The sequence below is a fragment of the Vibrio sp. QJM3NY_35 genome (assembly GCF_057785915.1).
Genome location: NZ_CM173507.1, coordinates 2,142,152 through 2,160,933 on the forward strand (window position 1 = coordinate 2,142,152; position 18,782 = coordinate 2,160,933).

Annotated in this window: 12 protein-coding genes; 5 read left to right on the top strand and 7 right to left on the bottom strand. The window is 42.8% G+C overall.

All coding sequences use genetic code 11. The features are described 5' to 3' along the window. The first annotated feature begins 138 nt into the window (after positions 1-138). The 3 genes from AC3CH3_RS09645 to AC3CH3_RS09655 all read left to right on the top strand — a co-directional run bounded on the left by AC3CH3_RS09645 (position 139) and on the right by AC3CH3_RS09655 (position 3,118). The gene (locus tag AC3CH3_RS09645; RefSeq protein WP_488537046.1) at positions 139-1,074 is read left to right on the top strand and encodes a pyridoxal-phosphate dependent enzyme; all 936 of its coding nucleotides are present in this window, start codon (positions 139-141) and stop codon (positions 1,072-1,074) included. A gap of 224 nt (positions 1,075-1,298) precedes the next feature. Then, a complete protein-coding gene (locus AC3CH3_RS09650) occupies positions 1,299-2,036 on the top strand; it encodes a dienelactone hydrolase family protein (RefSeq protein ID WP_488537047.1) in 738 nt (245 codons plus the stop codon). 176 nt (positions 2,037-2,212) lie between these two features. Then, complete coding sequence (locus tag AC3CH3_RS09655; RefSeq protein ID WP_488537048.1) at positions 2,213-3,118, top strand: MalM family protein; 906 nt, start codon at positions 2,213-2,215, stop codon at positions 3,116-3,118. Between the two features lie 88 nt (positions 3,119-3,206). Here the strand turns inward: AC3CH3_RS09655 and AC3CH3_RS09660 are convergent, their stop codons facing one another. Then, positions 3,207-6,020 carry a glycoside hydrolase family 3 protein gene (locus tag AC3CH3_RS09660; RefSeq protein ID WP_488537049.1) on the bottom strand — a complete coding sequence of 938 codons (2,814 nt, stop codon included), beginning with the start codon at positions 6,018-6,020 and terminating at the stop codon, positions 3,207-3,209. Positions 6,021-6,162: 142 nt separating this feature from the next. Here AC3CH3_RS09660 and AC3CH3_RS09665 point away from each other — a divergent pair, with 142 nt between their 5' ends. Continuing rightward, on the top strand, positions 6,163-7,056 hold the full coding sequence (locus AC3CH3_RS09665) for a helix-turn-helix domain-containing protein (protein ID WP_488537050.1): 894 nt from the start codon (positions 6,163-6,165) through the stop codon (positions 7,054-7,056). Positions 7,057-7,314: 258 nt separating this feature from the next. On the opposite strand, the gene AC3CH3_RS09670 is transcribed toward AC3CH3_RS09665, so the two are convergent. Both AC3CH3_RS09670 and AC3CH3_RS09675 read right to left on the bottom strand, forming a co-directional pair. Continuing rightward, positions 7,315-8,646 (bottom strand): carbohydrate porin, encoded by a 1,332-nt coding sequence (locus tag AC3CH3_RS09670; RefSeq protein WP_488537051.1) that lies wholly within the window; start codon positions 8,644-8,646, stop codon positions 7,315-7,317. A 456-nt stretch (positions 8,647-9,102) separates the two neighbouring features. Then, a complete protein-coding gene (locus tag AC3CH3_RS09675; RefSeq protein ID WP_488537052.1) occupies positions 9,103-10,701 on the bottom strand; it encodes a family 16 glycosylhydrolase in 1,599 nt (532 codons plus the stop codon). 547 nt (positions 10,702-11,248) lie between these two features. Between AC3CH3_RS09675 and AC3CH3_RS09680 the strand changes: the two genes are divergently transcribed. Further along, the gene (locus tag AC3CH3_RS09680) at positions 11,249-12,244 is read left to right on the top strand and encodes a LacI family DNA-binding transcriptional regulator (RefSeq protein WP_019821076.1); all 996 of its coding nucleotides are present in this window, start codon (positions 11,249-11,251) and stop codon (positions 12,242-12,244) included. Between the two features lie 90 nt (positions 12,245-12,334). Here the strand turns inward: AC3CH3_RS09680 and AC3CH3_RS09685 are convergent, their stop codons facing one another. The 4 genes from AC3CH3_RS09685 to AC3CH3_RS09700 all read right to left on the bottom strand — a co-directional run bounded on the left by AC3CH3_RS09685 (position 12,335) and on the right by AC3CH3_RS09700 (position 18,782). After that, complete coding sequence (locus AC3CH3_RS09685) at positions 12,335-15,778, bottom strand: hypothetical protein (RefSeq protein WP_019821075.1); 3,444 nt, start codon at positions 15,776-15,778, stop codon at positions 12,335-12,337. Between the two features lie 73 nt (positions 15,779-15,851). Continuing rightward, positions 15,852-16,841 carry an ABC transporter ATP-binding protein gene (locus AC3CH3_RS09690; RefSeq protein ID WP_017071889.1) on the bottom strand — a complete coding sequence of 330 codons (990 nt, stop codon included), beginning with the start codon at positions 16,839-16,841 and terminating at the stop codon, positions 15,852-15,854. Between the two features lie 10 nt (positions 16,842-16,851). After that, on the bottom strand, positions 16,852-17,805 hold the full coding sequence (locus AC3CH3_RS09695) for an ABC transporter ATP-binding protein (RefSeq protein WP_019821072.1): 954 nt from the start codon (positions 17,803-17,805) through the stop codon (positions 16,852-16,854). Beyond that, positions 17,805-18,782 (bottom strand): ABC transporter permease, encoded by a 978-nt coding sequence (locus AC3CH3_RS09700; protein WP_019821070.1) that lies wholly within the window; start codon positions 18,780-18,782, stop codon positions 17,805-17,807. The genes AC3CH3_RS09695 and AC3CH3_RS09700 overlap by 1 nt, the downstream gene beginning before the upstream one ends.

Genomic DNA, 18,782 nt, shown 5'->3' on the forward strand with positions numbered 1-18,782 from the left:
ATGAGTTCATAGTTCGAAGCTCAATATCGAACGAAAACTTGATTTAGTTGGTTTACAGCGGTCCCTAGCTACTAGATACTCGTTATCCTATTTGAACTATAAATGCTGGCTCTTGAGTCAGCATTTTGTCTAAGTGCGATGAAACTAAATAATAGCCCTGTAACTCAACATCAATTTAACGATCACACCTTTTTCTTAAAGCGTGACGATCAGCTGCACTCCCACTTTTGCGGCAATAAAGCCCGCAAATTCATGAAGCTGCTGGAAGACGATCACCCAGAAACTACAACATTGATCAGCTATGGTTCTGCGCAGGCTAACTCTCTGTTCTCACTCGCGGCACTGGCAAAGATCAAAGGTTGGACGCTTGAGTTCTACGTCGACCACCTTCCCCAGTGGCTACTAGAACGCCCAATAGGTAATTACCGTGGTGCAGTAGACCTTGGCGCGAAGGTAATTTCAGTCAAAGAGACAGGCTCTGAGCTTCATCCACAGGAGTATATTGAGCAAATAAGACAGCCAGATTCTCAGTGTATTGTATTGCCTGAAGGTGGACGCTCTCAGCTTTCTGAATACGGCGTGAAGCAACTGGCGATGGAAATACTCAGCTGGACGCGTTTCAAAAACAAACACGATTTCGTGGTTGCACTACCAGCAGGCACCGGCAGTACGGCTCTGTATCTACATAAGCATTTAAAAGTGCACAACATCCCGGTGTTAACCTGTGCGTGTGTTGGCGGTAATAGCTACCTAACACAACAATTTAATGAGCTTGGCGAATCCGATCATCCACAAATACTGCCACTCGAAACCAAACATCACTTTGGTAAGCTGTATCAACAGGACTATCAAACCTGGTTGGATCTACAAGAACAAACGGATATTGAATTCGACCTGCTCTACGACCCATTGATGTGGCAATGTTTAGAACGATGGCAAGATAACAACCCAACCAAAACCATTATCTATATCCATCAAGGCGGCATCTTAGGTAATGAGTCGATGTTGCCGCGCTATCAACGTAAGTACCCAGAACTTCGAAGTAGTCACACCGCTGATAACGCTACTTGGTAGTAATCCGTTCTTTTCTCCTCTAATACCCCCCGCGTTTCTGCGAACTGAGAGTTTCTCAGCGCATCATGAACAGCCATCGCGCTCCCTATCGATGGCTGTTTGTCAGCAATAGCCACCTGTTATCCCTGCCTTACATTTCAAGTTAGAGACAGAAATCTGGCGAGAATCATCGCGTTATCTATACTTTCGATTGGAACGTCAATTGTCATCGAAAGGAATTACGCATGCGAACACTCACTACGCTCGGCCTATTTTCAGTTTTACTGCCCTTCTCTGCGATATCAGGAGAAAACGTCACTTACCAAGTCGATGGGATGGATTACGAAGGTTATTGGAGTGAAGCCAGTGACCAAGCGCCTTTGGTGCTGCTAATACACGACTGGGATGGCTTAACCGATTACGAAAAGAAACGTTCTGAGATGCTCAACGAGCTAGGTTACAACGTGTTCGCCATCGACCTATTTGGTAAAGGCATTCGCCCGACCGAAGTGAAAGATAAAAAGCAACACACCGGCGAGCTGTATAAAGACAGAGAAAAAATGCGTGCGCTACTTAGCGCGGGAGCAATGGAAGCGAAAAGGCTTGGTGGTAACTTAGATAATAACGTGATGATGGGTTACTGTTTTGGTGGCGCAGCCGTTTTAGAAGCCGCACGTGCGGGTATCCCATCCAAAGCTTATGTCACCTTCCATGGCGGTTTATCAACACCGAAAGGACAAGACTACTCTGAGACAAAAGCTCCTGTTGTCGTGTTCCATGGCACAGCTGACGCCATGATCTCAATGGAAGACTTTGGCAGCCTCGCCGCTCAGCTTGAAACAACCAAAGTTCCGCATGAAATGATCACCTACAGTGGTGCGCCGCATGCCTTTACCGTCTTCGGCTCAAACAACTATCAACAAGAAGCTGACCAAAAATCCTGGGATCGCTTTGCTCAATTATTAAGTTCGGTTTCTCGTTAGCTTTCAATCTAGGTAACAGTTCAACGACAATCTGTTACCTAATTCGTATCAATTATTGGCAAGTATTTCTCTAAATTTGTTGTCCGTCACTCAAAAAGAAAGCGCTTTCTTGTAGTGTGTCACTATTATCAATTAAGTACTCTGAATCAGATATGCTTTTTTACTGTGAGTAAATTATGAAATATTTAGCAATACTACCAGCGGTATTCGCACTAAGCGCCTGCTCAACAGTGACAGAGTCACCGGTTAGCTATCACAAAACTTCTCCGGGGCTAGAGTCGCTACAAAACAACGAAAACTGCTGCGAAACCCTGAGTAACATTCAATATCAAAGCATTACAAACCCAGAAGAAATATCGGTTTCGATCACCACAGCAAGCCCTAAAATCGAGTTCAAATCTGGCCGATCCTTTGCTGGAGGGCTAAAGCTTCCTACAACACTAGATGCTATTCGTTTTTCAATGACTTCAAATGCTAATTATTCAGCATTCGTTCCGTCACTTTTGGTCTTAGACAAAAATTATCAGCCGCTAGATGTCATTGGCAATGAAAGTATTAAGTACCAGCCACTTAGCCTGCTTGATGGTGCTCGATATGGCGCACAAATAGAACTGCAAGAACGTTACTTAAACGGCGAGACTCCTGCTTACTTGGTCGTATTCACAACCAGCGAAGCACTCGCAGAAACAACTCCTGTCGAAAAACCAAGTGATATGGCGATACGTTCTGGCGATATTCAGGCAAACATCGCTCATAACACGGATTACGCCATCCCCCATTCTGCAATCGGGAAAGTCTCCTTTGATTTTAAATTCACAGCGGTAACCACCGTTGTTGAAGAACAAAACCGTCAAAAACGAGTTCAACAAATTATTCCAGAATCAACCGTAGCCCAATCAGATTTATTAACGGAAAACACACTGAATAAGAAAGAGGTTTATCAAACTCTTATAGAAAACTCGGTTTCATCTGGAGATTTTAGTGCAGCACTGACTTACGTTGAAGAATCTGAGCGATTAGGAATCGAAGGGATGCGAAACTCCTTTGTTGACGCGATGAAGCAATATCAAAAAGCACAATAACTCAGCCTCTAAGTAGTCGTTTATTTTCTCTCACTTTACCTCTTTTTTGAGCAATGAGAGTTAAATAAACGACTGTTATCCCCCAGTCCTATTCAGGCATAAACGAAAATTCTAATTGCTCCAATTCTAAGCCTAATTTGATGAATTCAATATCCAAAGAATAAAAGCCTTTATCAAGCTTAACGGAGAGCCCTTCAACTGAAACTGTCTCGCCATTAGTACCATTCACTGATAGAGACATCGCATACATGTTATTGAGACTCAAACTACACGCAGATTGAGCCAAGGTGCCGCTATCGTAGTTAACAATACCTGCACATCGATACACACCAGCCTGTTTAACTTCCAAAACAATGCTACGGTTTTCTCTGATATTAAGTGGTAATACTATTGCACGTTGCTCTGCCGTCAGAGAGCAAAAGTCTCCATCAGTTTTACTCTGTTGTTTGTCCATATTTTGAGTCGCCTCAAAGCTCTTAACTGGATCAAAAGCGGCTAATGGGCGGCCCATTGCTGGAGAGTCCATAATAAAACGACAAATATTCATCGCGCTTCGTTGCAACTCCCCTAAGCTCAACGTTCCGTTTTCAAGCGCCTGTAACGTATCGTCATTCGACACGTTATTTTCCGCACCATCATGCTCAACAACCATATACAGATCATTTTGAGAGCGAAGCATAAAGGATGTGTAACTTCGACTTTCAGAACCACCTTTGATTGGGTCATTCATTTTTGCCCACCAATCCGTCATCACTATCCCTTTATAACCCCACTCCCCACGAAGAATCGTAGTATTGAGGTCGTAATTGGATGCAGCCCAGTGACCATTAATAGGATTGTAGGAGGTCATAACACTCGAGGCTCCTCCTTGTTTTAACGCTATTTCAAAAGGCCTTAGATGAATCTCACGGAGCGCTCGCTGAGAAACCACGCTATCAACATTAAATCGTCCAGTTTCTTGGTCGTTCGCAACCAAATGTTTGATAGTGCCGGACACGCCTGCAGATCTAAGACCAAGAGTTTGAGATGCAGCTATTACCCCTGAGAGAAATGGATCTTCTGAGAAATACTCAAAATTTCGACCATTCAAAGGGTGACGGTGGATGTTAATCCCAGGGCCAAGCAACGTATCAATATGATTGGCTTGCATCTCTTTCCCTACTAAATGAAACAGTTGTTCATTCAGTTCTGTATTCCATGTGCAGCCCAATAGCGTGCCAATCGGGACTTGTGATGCTTTGTGTCCACTATCCATTCGGATACCCGATGGGCCATCAGCAGCCGCAACAATAGGGATACCTAAATCAAACAAGCTTGGTGATACACCACCAAAAGCCGCAGCAGTACCAGGGGTTACCTTGGGGCTGCACATGCCTTCACCACGAACAATTGTCGCCAGCTGTTGTACTGTCATTTGCGATACAAACGCCTCGATATCCGCCTGTCCCTGTTTCACATCAAGCAACTTGATTCCCTTATCTTCACTAAAAGGAATCGAAGTTGGGAGTTCAGTTAGAATACGCTCGCTCAAATCGACGCTTCGTAGTGGCACAGATTCATAGTCGCAACTGTAAACCCCATTTTGCCCTATCTCTTTTGGAACGAGCCTTTTAAAAGCGGTGACGGGTGCCAGAGCTTCCGTTAGTTGCTCAACAACTATTAGTTCATCAACTTTTATGCTTTCGTCAACCAGCCTTGCTTGTCGAACGCTGCCTCCCAAATAGAACTGATATTCCCCTGCTTCAAGTACATAGCTATTAGGGTGGCCCGTCTTACCAATATCATCAAATGACGCTAACGAAGATAGAAGAAATGAAACCTTAACACGTGCTGTTTCATTTGGAGCCAATGTGGGTGTTTTTGCAAACCCTGTAAGTGCTCTAGATGGCTTCCCCAATTGGCCTTGAGGCGCTTCAACATATAATTGAACAACATCCTTGCCACTGTATTTCTCACCTATGTTTTTAACTTCAATATCAAATACCAACTCTTGTTCAGAGTCAGAACCAAGAATCGTTAGCGCATTTAATTGATTGGAAAAGCGGGTGTAGGACAGCCCAAAACCAAACTCAAATTGAACAGCTTTAGGATTGAAAGTTTCAAAATACCGATACCCGACATAAATATCTTCTTGGTACAGATTACGCTCTTTATTTCCGAAGCTAACGCTGGAAGGGTAATCAGATAAAGAGTGCGCAATAGTGTCGGTCAAACGTCCACTCGGGCTAACATCACCTGATAAAACATCCGCAAGTGCATGCCCACCTTCCATGCCTGCAGCCCAGCTATACAAAATTGCCTTGATCGACCTTGCATCTTTGAGTGAGCTTCCCCATGACATATCAATAATGTTGGTCACGTTCAGTATCACAATGACATCATCAAAATGTTCCGTCACTTTCTCCAACATTTGCATTTCGAGCGCGGTTAAATTGTAACTGCCTTGCTGCTGTGCATTATCTTGATCCTCACCCGCTGTTCGACCGATAAAAATAATGGCCTTGTTAGATTTAGCGGCGGCATCCATCACAACAGAAGCTGAAAGAGGCATTTCATCTTGAAACCAAGGTTCAGCTGCCCAACCACCACCGCCGTCATTGAAAGGGTTGTCCTTGACCCAACGTTGGTATACCTCTACCAAACTGAGATTAAGATTGATGTTTGGATTCTCATACAAGCCCTGTAATGCATTAACGGAATAAGGGACATTCACCGCTCCACCAGATCCTGTGCCACTTCGGTAGGTATCAATCTGACAGCGACCAAAAAGAGACACTGTATCACTAGCCTGCAATGGCAATATTGAATCACTATTTTTTAGTAGCACAATGCCTTCAGTAGCCGCTTGTCGACTTATGGGTGCAAGCTGCTTCTGTACTTCGAGAATTTCCACAGTATTCATTTTAAGTCCTACTATTTTTTTACTTAGAGCAAAAATTTGACCTCTCGCTCTAAAAGTTAATATTGTCTTTGTTCAAAAAATAGTAATCTTAACTACGGCGCGTAACTACCAAATAAGCGACAGAAATAGGTAAAATAGCGACATGAAAACCAAGTTTAGACTCCAAAGTCATCAGAGATATCCTCAGATAAAATTTGCCTATGTCGATGGTCATCACGATTTCGACTTTGACGTACATAGCCATGACTTTTCTGAACTTTTCTTAGTTGTGAGTGGTAGTGGGAAGCATACGGTAGCTAGCCACACTTACCCTTTAAGTACAGGAGATGTATTTGTTATTAATGGGGATATTGAACATGGATTTTGTGAAGTAAATAAACTGAAGATTGTAAACTTGATGTTTGATACGGCATTGCCTTTTTTTGAGGTCCCTTCAATGCGTCAAATGCCAGGTTATCAAGCACTTTTCAAGGTAGAACCAATTGCTCGACAAGCATCTGAATATCAAGCAAAGCTTACGTTATCACTTTCTCAGTTGAAACGAATCAATGGACTTCTACAACAAATCAAATCGGAATACGACAACGCAGAACAGGGGTTTGAAATCATATTGACGAGCACAATGCAGCAACTTGCGATAGAACTTTCTCGGCGATATCAAGAACAGACCCATAGCTTACCAAAAACAACCCTGGCATTGAGCCGTGCTCTCGCACATATTGACCATCATTACAAAGAAGTAGGATTAGATACAGAAACCATTGCGCAAGCGGCGTATATCAGCAAGCGGCAACTAGAAAGGTTATTCAGGCAGTTTTTAAATACATCCCCAAACCAATACGTCAAAGACCTTCAAATTCGACACTCGGCAACCTTATTATTAAACGACAACAAAAGCATCCAACACATTGCTGAGTCTTGCGGCTTTTCTGACAGCAACTATTTCTCCAAATGTTTTAAGACCCAAAATGGATGCAGCCCTCGCGAATTTAGAAAGCAACATGCTTCCCATAACCCTTTCCCCCTTAAGCCTTAAAAGATTAGATATACCACACATAAAAAAACCGCTTCTTTCGAAGCGGTCGATGAGTATCTTTGGCAAGAACACATTTGAAATGAAACTCAAATATGGAAGACTCATAGCAATATAAATGAACCCCTATACGCTGCTAGGAAAGAGCTCAACTATTGCAATAAATAGGGATATCGAGAGCCTTGCCCGCCCTAAAGGCAAGGCCGTCATACCACTCCCCCGGTATGCTCGATATCACTTAAGACCCGAAGGTAAATAATTCTACCACCACATGTCAGCTTGAATACCTACAACAAAGTCACCCTCTTTACCCGTGCCGTCTTGCATTTCACCATCAAGGTAAGATGCCATGAAGCGAATTTCTGGAGATGGACCGAAGCCAGAGTGCACAACAAGAGTCGGTGCTACTGTTAGTTTGTAATCATAAGAATTCTTTGACTCACCATTACGGTCTTCGTAGTTGTACATGTAACCAACTTCGGTAGCGATAAAGAAGTTTTCTGAAATTGGGAACGTTGGTCGCACCATTGCTGATACCCAGCCGTCTGTGTCGCCATTGTCAAAATCGTTGTACTGGGTTTGAAGAGAGTGGAAAATATTCACACCATTTTCAAAAAAGTACCCACCCCATGCTAAAGCACGTAGTGATACATCGTTTTCATCAACAGCCTTCAAACAAGACGTACCACAGCCCGTGCCTGTCGTTAACCAACTTTGATAGTCGCTACCAGGCTTATACGTGTTGTAAGTCGTAAGAGTACCACCTAAAAGGTTACCCGAACCTAAGCCTTTACCAGCCTGCGCGATGTATTTTGTAAAGCCTTTATCTGACAACCCAAAGACAGACTCAGTGTGAACAATTGCCGTCATTTCATAGCCATTCTCAGCGAATGCTTCTGGGCCATTACCAAAACCTAAATCGACCATATTGTCTGGCATATACTTAGCCATAGCGTGAAGCTCAACACTGCCAAAGTTCACGCCAGCATGAAGTGCATGCATGATGTTGTTGCTGTCACCCCAGAAACTTGTATCGCCAGAGTCATCGCTTGCAATATAAGCAAAGTCCCACTTATTACCACCTAGCTCAACACCTTCAATACCAACACCAGTACCTGACATATCCGTGTAGAAAAAGTCGGTCATAAATATGTAATTGTCTTTACCATAAAAGCGCTTACCACCCCATACAACACCGGTTTCAGATACACCTTCAAACTCGACAAAAGTTTCTGCCATACCAATTTCGCTGTTGGTTGCATCGGCATTAGCACCAAGTTGGTTGGTTGCATATTCCGCATTGTTGGCTGCTGCTCGTGTTTTTATTCGAATTTTCTGACCACCGTCATTCTCAAAATTTTTCTGCAGTGCAACTTCAAAGTGGCTATCCGACTCAACACCCAATCGACCTAAACGCTCTTTAGATGCTGGGAACTTTGCTCGTTTAAAATCATCATTTTCACTGAATAGAACACCAGCACGGAAATAACCGTGAAATTCAAATCCATCCGATTTTTCGGCATGTACAGCAGGTGCAGTAGACAAGCCAGCTGTAGCGACTAAACAAGCAAGGGTAAGCTTAGAAAGTTTCATAATAACTCCATGTTCCAAATTATACTTTCACAAAGAAAGCGCTTTCTTTATTTTTCTTAAAAAAACCAATCGAACAGATTTAAAGAAGATCAAATCTAAGCCCACATTCACTATGCACTCTTAACCTTATTGGTTTTAACCGCTCAGTTGGTATGGAAAGAGTATAAATCGATCTCGTGAATATAAACCGTGATCAACCCCACCAAAGAAAGCGCTTTCTTATGCGTGAGTCACAAAAATAGAGATGTTAAGTATTTTGTTTGAACAATCATGGAACCAAGTAAAATGTCACTGTTTACATATTAAAGACGAATTGCTCCGTTCAATCACTCAGAACCAGTTTCGAAATACACCGTCGGTTGTCTTCCTCAAATAATCGTCGAAATAAAAAAGGGAACATACATTGTATGTTCCCTTTATATTCAGACTTTTATTCAAGCCCTTTTGTTAACAGGCTTACTTTTCAAATCGAATATTATCTAGTTTAAAACTCATTTCCCCTTGAGGCTCAAACACTAAAAGGTTAGTGATCATTGTTGGATCAGCTTGATTCCCACCAGCAAAACGGTTGTCTCTCTTTAAAATGTCAGCGATTGGAATACGTACCGTCTTCCATTCATTCATTGCTGATAGCGGCACGGTATAGTCACTTGTTTTCGGCCAGCCACTGTCCATCTTAACCAATAGTTCAACCCCGTCGGCCATACTCTCAACTTTCAAATCAAAGACCAGTTCACCCGTTTCTTGCCAATGTGTCACATCTGTTACAGGAGAACGAAAATAGATATTTCCTGAATCTTCTTTCTTATTCACTTGTAGCACTGTTCCACGATCTGGTTCGGTCACTTCTTGATAGTCAACAATATCCAATGGGTCATAACTTGCATAAGCCAAGCTTGCGTTAAGAGTTTCGGTAAAAATCTCCAACGTTGGTCCATCAGCATAACTATCATCGGTTGCTAAGATCTCCGGAGCTTCGTGCCCTATCACTTGTATTGCATGTTCAGAGCGACTTGCACACCCTTTTCCTTTCCAACGATCAACCTTACAACGGTATACCTTTACTGAATCAACTAGCATTGTTTTCGGAAACAAACCTTCGTCGATGCCTTTATCATTTGCGTTCGCTGACCACGCCCCACCGACAGCCAAGTTCAATAACAAATGAAATTTTTCATCAAACGGAGCTGCTCCACTCGCATTAATGAGTTTCCCTTCTTCCGCTTCATATTGGCTGTACCAGCCCTCTTGAGTTTGAGTCGCGTAATGAATATTGTCTACATACCAACGAATTTCACCTTCTTCCCACTCAATCGCGTATGTATGGAAGCCATCAGTTGGGTTCACACCATTTGGCAATATCGCGGCCTGCCCTTTATAAACATTGTCTGGCCAATTTCGTCCGTAATGTAACGTCCCATAGACTCGGCTCTCTAGATCATCATTTTTCGCTCCCGCCGCATCTGAAAGTGTGTTTAGGTTAACCGCTTCCATAATATCGATTTCGCCAGAAGCTGCCCATGTGCCGTATTTATTGTCGGTTGGCAGCATCCAAATTGCGGGCCATGAACCTTGTCCACCAGGTAACTTTGCTCTGATTTCATAACGGCCATATTTGGTGTCACGCTTGTCTTTTGTACTTAGTCTCGCAGAAGTATAAGGGAGTGTTTTAGTTGCTCCGCCAATCGTACCTTCGGCATTGTCAGGCCCAGTATGACTTTGCTTCAGCGCGACAATGTGTAAAAAGCCATCTTTAACAAATGCGTTATTAGGATCATCCGTGTAGCACTGTTGTTCATTGTTCCCTCCTCCCCAACAGTTCACTTCTAATGACCAATTACGTTTATTTATTTGCTCGCCTTTAAACTGGTCTTCCCACACCAATTGCCAGTCTGGACTTAAAGTAACTGGAGCATGGGATAGCACGATCGGTTTTTCAGTTTGAGCTAAGTCAGCACTTTCAGATACCGGCAGCTCTATCGCCGTGCAGCCAGACATCAAAGCGGCAGAAATAAAAGACGTTAATATCTTTACCTGATTGGTTAGATCTTGCATTACAACTCCTTGTATCACGACTTTCTAAGCAGGCGACACGTAATATCGGAGCCCATAACAGAAAGTCGATAAATGAATAACTCCGCGAGCATGGACCCAATATGCCATGCACGACCGTTTCAAAATGAGTATATAAAAGTGCATAGTTCAAAAAAGAGACAATGCTCACCTTAGGAAAGCGCTTTCTTGTTGAGTTTCACATTTTGCTAAAATTCGTTGTGATTTGCGTAGATTCCCAAGAGCTTTTATGACCTGATTATCTGCATAACACCCTAGAACCCCTTTGTTCTCAGGCTTCTATTTTTTATAGCTTACAACGAAGTTCAGAAAAACAGATTAACTTTCACCACAACACAAAGAAAGCGCTTGCTTGATATTTAGTCGAGTATATGGAAATATTCGTGACCTTACTTTGCATGCTTAACCTTCAAATTTAGCGTTAAGCAGTTCAGAGTTTTTAAATATTAATCATTGGATTACTAGGCTCTTATTGATCACGAAGGTAATATAGCTTAGTTCACTCCTTGTAGAGATAAGGCCACTACCATTGATCACCATTAAAGAAGTATCTGAACTTGCTCAAGTTTCTCAATCAACCGTCTCACGAGCATTAAATGGTCACCCTACGGTAAAGGAAGCCAATCGCGAAAAAGTATTTAAAGCTATTGAGCAACTGGGCTACAAGCCTAATGCGTTTGCACAAGCTCTAGCCTCCAGTCGTTCAAATAGCATTGGCATGCTAGTTGGTTCGCTTGATGGGCCTTTCTATGGACCATTAATGCATACAGCTGAAGATACCGTTCGCCAAAATAATATTCACTTAATCGTTACAAGTGGCCAGGAATCACGAACCAAAGAGCTCGATTCTATCCAGTTTTTGCAATCTAAACTTGTGGATGGCCTCATTGTTCACTCAGACAAGCTCAGTGATGACGAACTGATCAAAATAGCGAAAGACAGTGAAACAATGATTGTTCTCAACCGTTTTATTCCTGAGATTTCTGATCGCTGTATTTACATTGATAATGAGCTTGGTGGCTACCTTGCAACGAAGCACTTACTTGAGAACGGCCATAAAAAAGTCGCTTGTATCACAGGCCAGTTGAGTAAAGTTGATAGTAGAGATCGCTTTCAAGGGTATCGAAATGCCTTGCTAGAGTTCGGTATCGAATACGACGCAGGGCTGTTTGTAGAGGGGCGCTTTGATCATCAAGGTAACCATGAAGCTGCGCGACGCTTGTTAGACCGAGACCCTGAGATCACCGCGATTTTCTGTCAAAATGACAACATAGCGCTTGCTGTATATGACGTAGCAGCAGAGAGAAACCTCATTATTGGGCGAGACCTTTCGGTCGTAGGCTTCGATAACGATACTCACAGCCAGCATATTCGTCCTCGCTTATCGACGGTCGATTTTCCTGTCCATGAAATGGGAGAAGAAGCTGCAAAAGGTGTTTTATCGTTAATTAATAAACGCGACTACCCATTGAAGCACAAATTAACCCCGACATTGATTGTAAGAGAGTCCGTGGCCAAGCTTTGATTTTTGTATATCAAACACCCTATTTTTTACACTTAAAAGAAAGGCTCTAAGTATTCACTTAGAGCCTTTTTATTTCACTTCAAATTAGAATTAGAGTAACTGGTGCTTTGAGAACACGACAACGACTTTCTCAATGAGACCACTACGAGAAAAGAGCTGTGAAGCCATTTCATGATTTAGCGTTAACGATGCAAATGCCTCACTTGTTCCGTCTTTAAACTGAACTTCAATACCCTGTGTTGGCTCATCATTGAGTTGGTAAATAAATGGTACCTGACAGTAAGTAAAAGCCAGTTGCCCAGCCTGAACAATAAAGCTCTGCATTTGTCCTTCAATATTTTGGCAGTCAAAAGTCGCCGCTTTTTGTAAGAACTCTTTAGGACTAAGAAGTGAAGGGTTAATTACAATTGTTCCATCAACGACCTCTAGACCTAGCTCGCCAAAACGGGTAATCACTTCTTCCTTAACTTGCCCTGTCATCCCTGGCTGCTGTGCTCCAGAGTGCTTTGGCGTATGAGAATACGGATCCGTCGGAAACGCACCGTAGTTTTCCGGCGTTTTGTTGAAACCAATACCAGCTCTCACTTTGTAATAGTAATCCGCTAATTTAAGAGTTTCCTGGCTATTAGAATCCATACTCCAAGCATGCTGATAGTTTTCTTGCACAGCTAGCAGCAACTTAGAAACCATATGCCAATAGATACAACCTAAACCTTCATAACCAAACATGGTTCCCGAACGTCCAGTAAAGGCTTTATGGTTGAATACACGCTCATACAAACTAGATACATGACAAAATTCATCATCACTAATTGACGGGTAATCGGCTTTAATTTCATCAATCGCAGTCTGAAGGAAACCTTTGTTCTCAAAACTTGAATTGAAGTGGTAAGAACCTTTGCTGTCTTGGTTTACTAATCGGTTATCTTTGGCAACAACCATCATGCTTAACAACTTGCTCTGATCAATGTCTTTAGCGTCTAAACAGTTTTTGTCCATAAATGAAGCCAGCTCACGGTCAGGGTAAAGCATGAAGCTGTTTTGATCAGCACGATACATGTCACTGGCAAACAATTTATCCAACAACTCAACCGCTTGTTTAGGTGATAATAGACCCGAACTTAATACTGCAACTTGCCCTTCTAGCATCGGGTAAAGCTCTTCAACCATCAAGCTCTCACCAGAACAACTCAAGATGTTATACGCATTGTATAAACCGTCTTCACGCAAGTTGTTTGCAATCGTAGAATCTAGGACTTTTAAGCTCGCGCCCATCAATTGAACAATCGCTTCTTTCTCAACTTTCGTTTTCCCTGAGAATCCATTTACTCGGTACACGCGCTCACGATAATTAGCAGCGGATTTAGCCAGCTTAGTCAGCATTGCTTTACGAGTTTGACGAGTGACCGTATCTTGACGAATCTCTGTATTTGCCTCTGAAACGATCTGTGTAACAGAAGACATCCACTCAAACACTTCTTTGGAAATACTGTATGAAGATGGTGACTTCTCTAACAGGCGCTGCATAAAGGCAACATAGCGACGCATGTAGTACAAGGTTACCATTGACAGACCGTTACCAACGATAGCGTTGTTTGCATCATTCCATTCTGGACGTTGCGTATTGAGCCAAATACCACCATCAAGCACTAAGTTACTCAATTTCGCCAATAAAGGGACGAGTATCTTCTCCATTAAGTTGACCATATAAACTTCTTGGTCACCCGTCATCAACAAACGACCGTCACTGCCTAAACTCTTGACACGTTGCTCTGTCAATTCCTGCAAGTCTTGGTTGAACTCTACGGTATCTTTAGGGTTATCAAAGAGACCTTGAACTCCACAAAGCTCGTAAGGCACGTTGGCATAACTAAAAATGTCACTTTCTAGTAATTCGATAAGATCGCTTTGCTCAAATTTGTCTGCCAACTCAAGGAATTTTAATAGATAAATGATTTGATGATCGCCCCAGTAACCAATGTTACTCCAAGGATCATCCGCCTCTAACAGCTCCCAATCTACACCATCTTTAGTAATTCGATACGGATTGTAGCCATCTACCGTTGAAGCATTAACAAACTTAGAGATGAATGATTTGATGAACCCTGGATAACTAAGAGCCATCGCTTCCCAGTTTTGGAAAATATCACGCCAGTTGCCTTGATAAGAAAGTAAGCGTTCGCCATTTTCATCTTTGAGCTTAATCTCATAGTGGTTCCAAGGGCGACTAGGGTCACCATGACGACGTCCAAAAGTAAGCGGTAGATACTCGTAGCTCAATCGAACTAATTGAGAATCTCCTGTCGCTTTAGCGCGCGAAACTAATTCGGAATGGCTGAAAACATCCCCTAACTGATCAAAAAAGTCTTGATGGCGGCCTGCTACCTGAGAGTTGGCCTTTTCCATAGTTTTAACTACGTCAGCCTTTTCTAACATATAGCCGTTTTCAAACACGCCACCACGCATGTTATTGAACAACACATTGGCATAATGGTGAACGCTGGTATTTTCTTCGGCTGTTATTTGCCACGCATCCGCACCAGACATTAATGTGATTAATTCATTTTGATTATCTGCAATGCTCTTTTCTAAAGCTAGTGCTAGGTTAGCAGGAACAGAGAGCTCAGATTGAAGCTGACAGATATCGGAATGAGTCTTGTCTATATCAGCGACAATCGACCAAACTTTGGTTTGATGTGCTCGCAGCGTCAGAGACTTATGAACTAAATAACTTCCTCTAATCCCTTTCGTTAAAGGTTCACTTTTAACCGCTCGACCTTTTCTGAACGCATTAACTTGAGCACTCGTCAATAAAATTTGGCTGCTTTCCGTTTCTAAGCTGAAGACTGTCGTCGCTAGCAAAGATTCAGCAGGGTCGGCTCTATCACTCAATTTCGCGTACATGCTGAACAGAGCCAATGAACTACCATCAACTTGTTCATTCCACTTGTACGCATCAACTAATGCACTTCTTGTTTGAAGAGCTGATAACGGAGCACCTGAAGGAAGTATATTTTGTAAGCCATCTAGTGCTTCGACTTTACGCTCGAAGCTCGCTAGATTGGTCAGTTTTGAACGACGAATAAATCCGTATTTTTCACTCGTATTCCAGCTGTATTGGAACTGTAGTTGCAAAGTATGGTTTATCTCTTCAAATACGATTTTGTCTCCAATCGTATTTTTATAAAGATTGCGTTCAACATCAAAAATACCATCATGGAATGTATTAAACGGTTCCCAGAGTACAACCTTGTCGCCATGTTCAATACGGAAGATGGATTTTGAGCCGGTGTTTTCCGCATTTTCATGAATATGGTCAACAGACTTGTAAGGAAAAAGCGCATTTTCCGGACGAATGCGTCCAGCTGAAAGGCTGCCTGTTGATGAAATAAATAACCAGTGATCGCTCGACGATACAACGCTAATAAAGAATGGCGTCATTTGGTCAACATTAGAGATTTGGTAGTAACGCTCACCATCTAAATCAACGAACTTGCCATCGACCTCTGGTGTTAAGTTGTAGTCTTGTTTCATATCAAAATTCCAAAAATTCTTACACTTAAGTTTTGAAAGCGCTTTCTTTTGCGTTTCAAAAAGGATTTAAAGTTTACAAATGATGACAACGAGCAAAATGCTCTTCTGCAATTTGAGTCGGTTCTGGTATTGATTGCGTGCAAAGTTTGTCAGCTTTCATACAACGGCTTGCGAACGGGCAACCTACGCTACTTGGCTTCCAAGAAGGGATATCGCCTTTTTTCACGTTCATGTCACGCTTGCCCGATTTACCGACTTCTGGCACAGCTGACAACAACAACTGAGAATACGGATGTTGCGGGTTCTGAGTGACGTTGTCGCTATTGCCCCATTCGACCATATGTCCTACATACATCACCGCCGTTTTCTCAGCAAAATAACGCGCCGTCGCAATGTCATGAGTGATGTACATGAACGAAATACCATGCTTATCTTTCAAGTCAGCCATTAGGTTTAGGATTCCTAATCGCACAGACACATCAAGCATAGAGATAGGTTCATCAGCTAGGATAACTTCCGGGCTAACAGCAATTGCACGTGCAATTGCGACACGCTGTCGTTGTCCACCACTTAGTTCATGCGGGTACTTCTCTGCGGTCTCTTTAACTGGTGTTAGCCCAACCATTTCAAGCAATTCATAAACAAGGTTCGGAATCGCTTCTTTTTCTGCCCGTTTATGGATAAGTAAAGGTCGCGCAATATGGTGGTAAATCGTGTGTACAGGATTCAGCGAGCCAAACGGGTCTTGAAAAATCATTTGCACTTGGCGTGCATATTCAAGCTCACCATATTTTTCAATATAGTCAGACAGAGGCTCACCTTTGAATTCGATATCTCCAGCCGTCTTATCGTAAATTCGGGTAAGAATTCGAGCTCCTGTGCTTTTCCCTGAGCCAGATTCACCAACAATCGCTAATGCTTCTCCTTTACGTAGATCAAATGAAACATCATTTACGGCTCGCATCATATTGCTTTTGACTGACTGGCCAAGTGGGAAATCTTTTACCAAATTCTTAACTGATAAGATAACTTCGCTTTTATCAACGTTCTTTAAAGTATTCATAATCTTTCGCTCAAACTAGGTGACAAGATACGTGATGCCCGGTCGCAATAGCGCCCAAACGAGGCTCACTTTTAATGCACATTGAGATGCATTCGCCACATCGCTCTTGGAAGTTACACCCTTGAGGTGTATCCAAAAGGTTGACAGGATTCCCAGGGATCCCGTAGAGACGTTCTTTTGGCCCATGAATAGTCGGAAATGAAGAGATAAGCCCTTTTGTATAAGGATGCTTAGGTTCACTAAATACCGTTTTCGCATCACCTAATTCGATAAGGTTACCCGCATACATCACGCCAATTCGATCAGCAATTTCGCCCATTAGGCTTAAGTCGTGACTAATAAACAGAATAGAGAATCCAAACTTACTCTTCAGCTCATACAGTTCATTCAAGATTTCACGTTCGACCACCACATCAAGTGCCGTTGTTGGCTCATCCATGATGATCAATTTAGGTTCCAGCGCCAAAGCAATCGCAATAACAACTCGCTGACGCATCCCTCCACTCAGTTGATGGGGAAAGCTCGACATTCTATCGCCATGAATCCCAACAGTTCCTAACAGCTCGACCGCACGATCGTGAGCCTGTTTATAAGGTATTTTTTTGTGCGCTAGAATAACGTCCGTTAGCTGCTCACCGATGGTAATAACGGGATTAAGTGAATTCATTGCGCTTTGAAAAACAATAGAAACGTCATTCCAACGGAAGTCACGTAGCTGCTTGTTATTCATCTTTAAAACATCCTGCCCTTTGTAGAGTATTTCACCCTCAGAGATAAGCGCTGGTGCTTTATGTAAGCGTGATATAGCAAAAGCCAATGTACTTTTACCGCAACCAGATTCACCGGCAATACCGAGCGTTTCACCGGGCGCAATGGAAATACTAACGTCATTAACGGCTCTTGCTACGCCATTAGGAGAAACGTAATCAACACACAGGTTATTAATTTCTAATAGATTGCTCATTATAGGCCTCGGCGTTTATCTGCTTCTTTTTTAAGTTTGTGCCACAGTTTGATGTGTGGGCCCGTACGTAATTTAGGGTTGCTCACTTGGTCAATAGACATGTTAATCAATGCGAGTCCACCACCAGTAATCGCTAACGCTAGTGCAGGCACCAGCATTTCCCACCATGCACCGGTATATAACGATGAAGAGGTCTGTGCCCAATACAACATAGAGCCCCAACTCACCTCTGTTGCATCACCTAAACCTAAAATACCTAGACCAGCTTCGGAGCCCATTGCGTAGATAACCGTGCCTAGGAAGCCACCAAAAACAATCGAAACTAAGTTTGGTAAGATCTCGACTAAAATAATGCGGATTTTTGATTCCCCCATCACCTCTGCAGAAATGATGAACTCTTTGCTTCTAATTGCCATGGTCTGTGCACGAATCACCCTAGCCCCCCAAGGCCAGGAGGTTATCCCTAACAACACGGTAATAACCAGCGAACCGACCTGCCCTAAGAATGCGGCGAGAACAATCAGCAAGGGTAATTGTGGAAACACAAGAAATACGTTAGTAATGAAGTTCAAGCGTTCATCGACTTTTCCACCAAAGTAACCAGATGAAACCCCAACTAGCACTGCTATTGTCATGGCTATTACGCCCGCAGAGATCGCAACAGTAAGCGACTTTCTTGCTCCAAATAGAACCTGGCTATATACATCACGTCCGCTACGAGTCGTGCCCATAATATGCTCAGAGCTTGGTGCAACATGTGGACGTGCTACGCGCTTTTCTGGGTTATGAGTCGATAATACAGGTGCAAATAACGCCCCGGCTAAGACAATCGTAAGTAAAAAAGTACCTATAATGGCCGGGGGGTTACCGTAGAAAAATGCGTAAGCTTTACCGAGAGTTTTCTTTACGTTTTTCCACGACCATTTTGGCTCACGTACTGGCATATTCGGCTGGTTAGCGGTTTTTTGAGTGTCCAT

Coding starts and splice junctions, on each gene's coding strand:
- AC3CH3_RS09645 (WP_488537046.1), top strand. CDS start 139: ATGAAACTAAATAATAGCCCTGTAACTCAACATCAATTTAACGATCAC.
- AC3CH3_RS09650 (WP_488537047.1), top strand. CDS start 1,299: ATGCGAACACTCACTACGCTCGGCCTATTTTCAGTTTTACTGCCCTTC.
- AC3CH3_RS09655 (WP_488537048.1), top strand. CDS start 2,213: ATGAAATATTTAGCAATACTACCAGCGGTATTCGCACTAAGCGCCTGC.
- AC3CH3_RS09660 (WP_488537049.1), bottom strand. CDS start 6,020: ATGAATACTGTGGAAATTCTCGAAGTACAGAAGCAGCTTGCACCCATA.
- AC3CH3_RS09665 (WP_488537050.1), top strand. CDS start 6,163: ATGAAAACCAAGTTTAGACTCCAAAGTCATCAGAGATATCCTCAGATA.
- AC3CH3_RS09670 (WP_488537051.1), bottom strand. CDS start 8,646: ATGAAACTTTCTAAGCTTACCCTTGCTTGTTTAGTCGCTACAGCTGGC.
- AC3CH3_RS09675 (WP_488537052.1), bottom strand. CDS start 10,701: ATGCAAGATCTAACCAATCAGGTAAAGATATTAACGTCTTTTATTTCT.
- AC3CH3_RS09685 (WP_019821075.1), bottom strand. CDS start 15,778: ATGAAACAAGACTACAACTTAACACCAGAGGTCGATGGCAAGTTCGTT.
- AC3CH3_RS09690 (WP_017071889.1), bottom strand. CDS start 16,841: ATGAATACTTTAAAGAACGTTGATAAAAGCGAAGTTATCTTATCAGTT.
- AC3CH3_RS09695 (WP_019821072.1), bottom strand. CDS start 17,805: ATGAGCAATCTATTAGAAATTAATAACCTGTGTGTTGATTACGTTTCT.
- AC3CH3_RS09700 (WP_019821070.1), bottom strand. CDS start 18,782: ATGGACACTCAAAAAACCGCTAACCAGCCGAATATGCCAGTACGTGAG.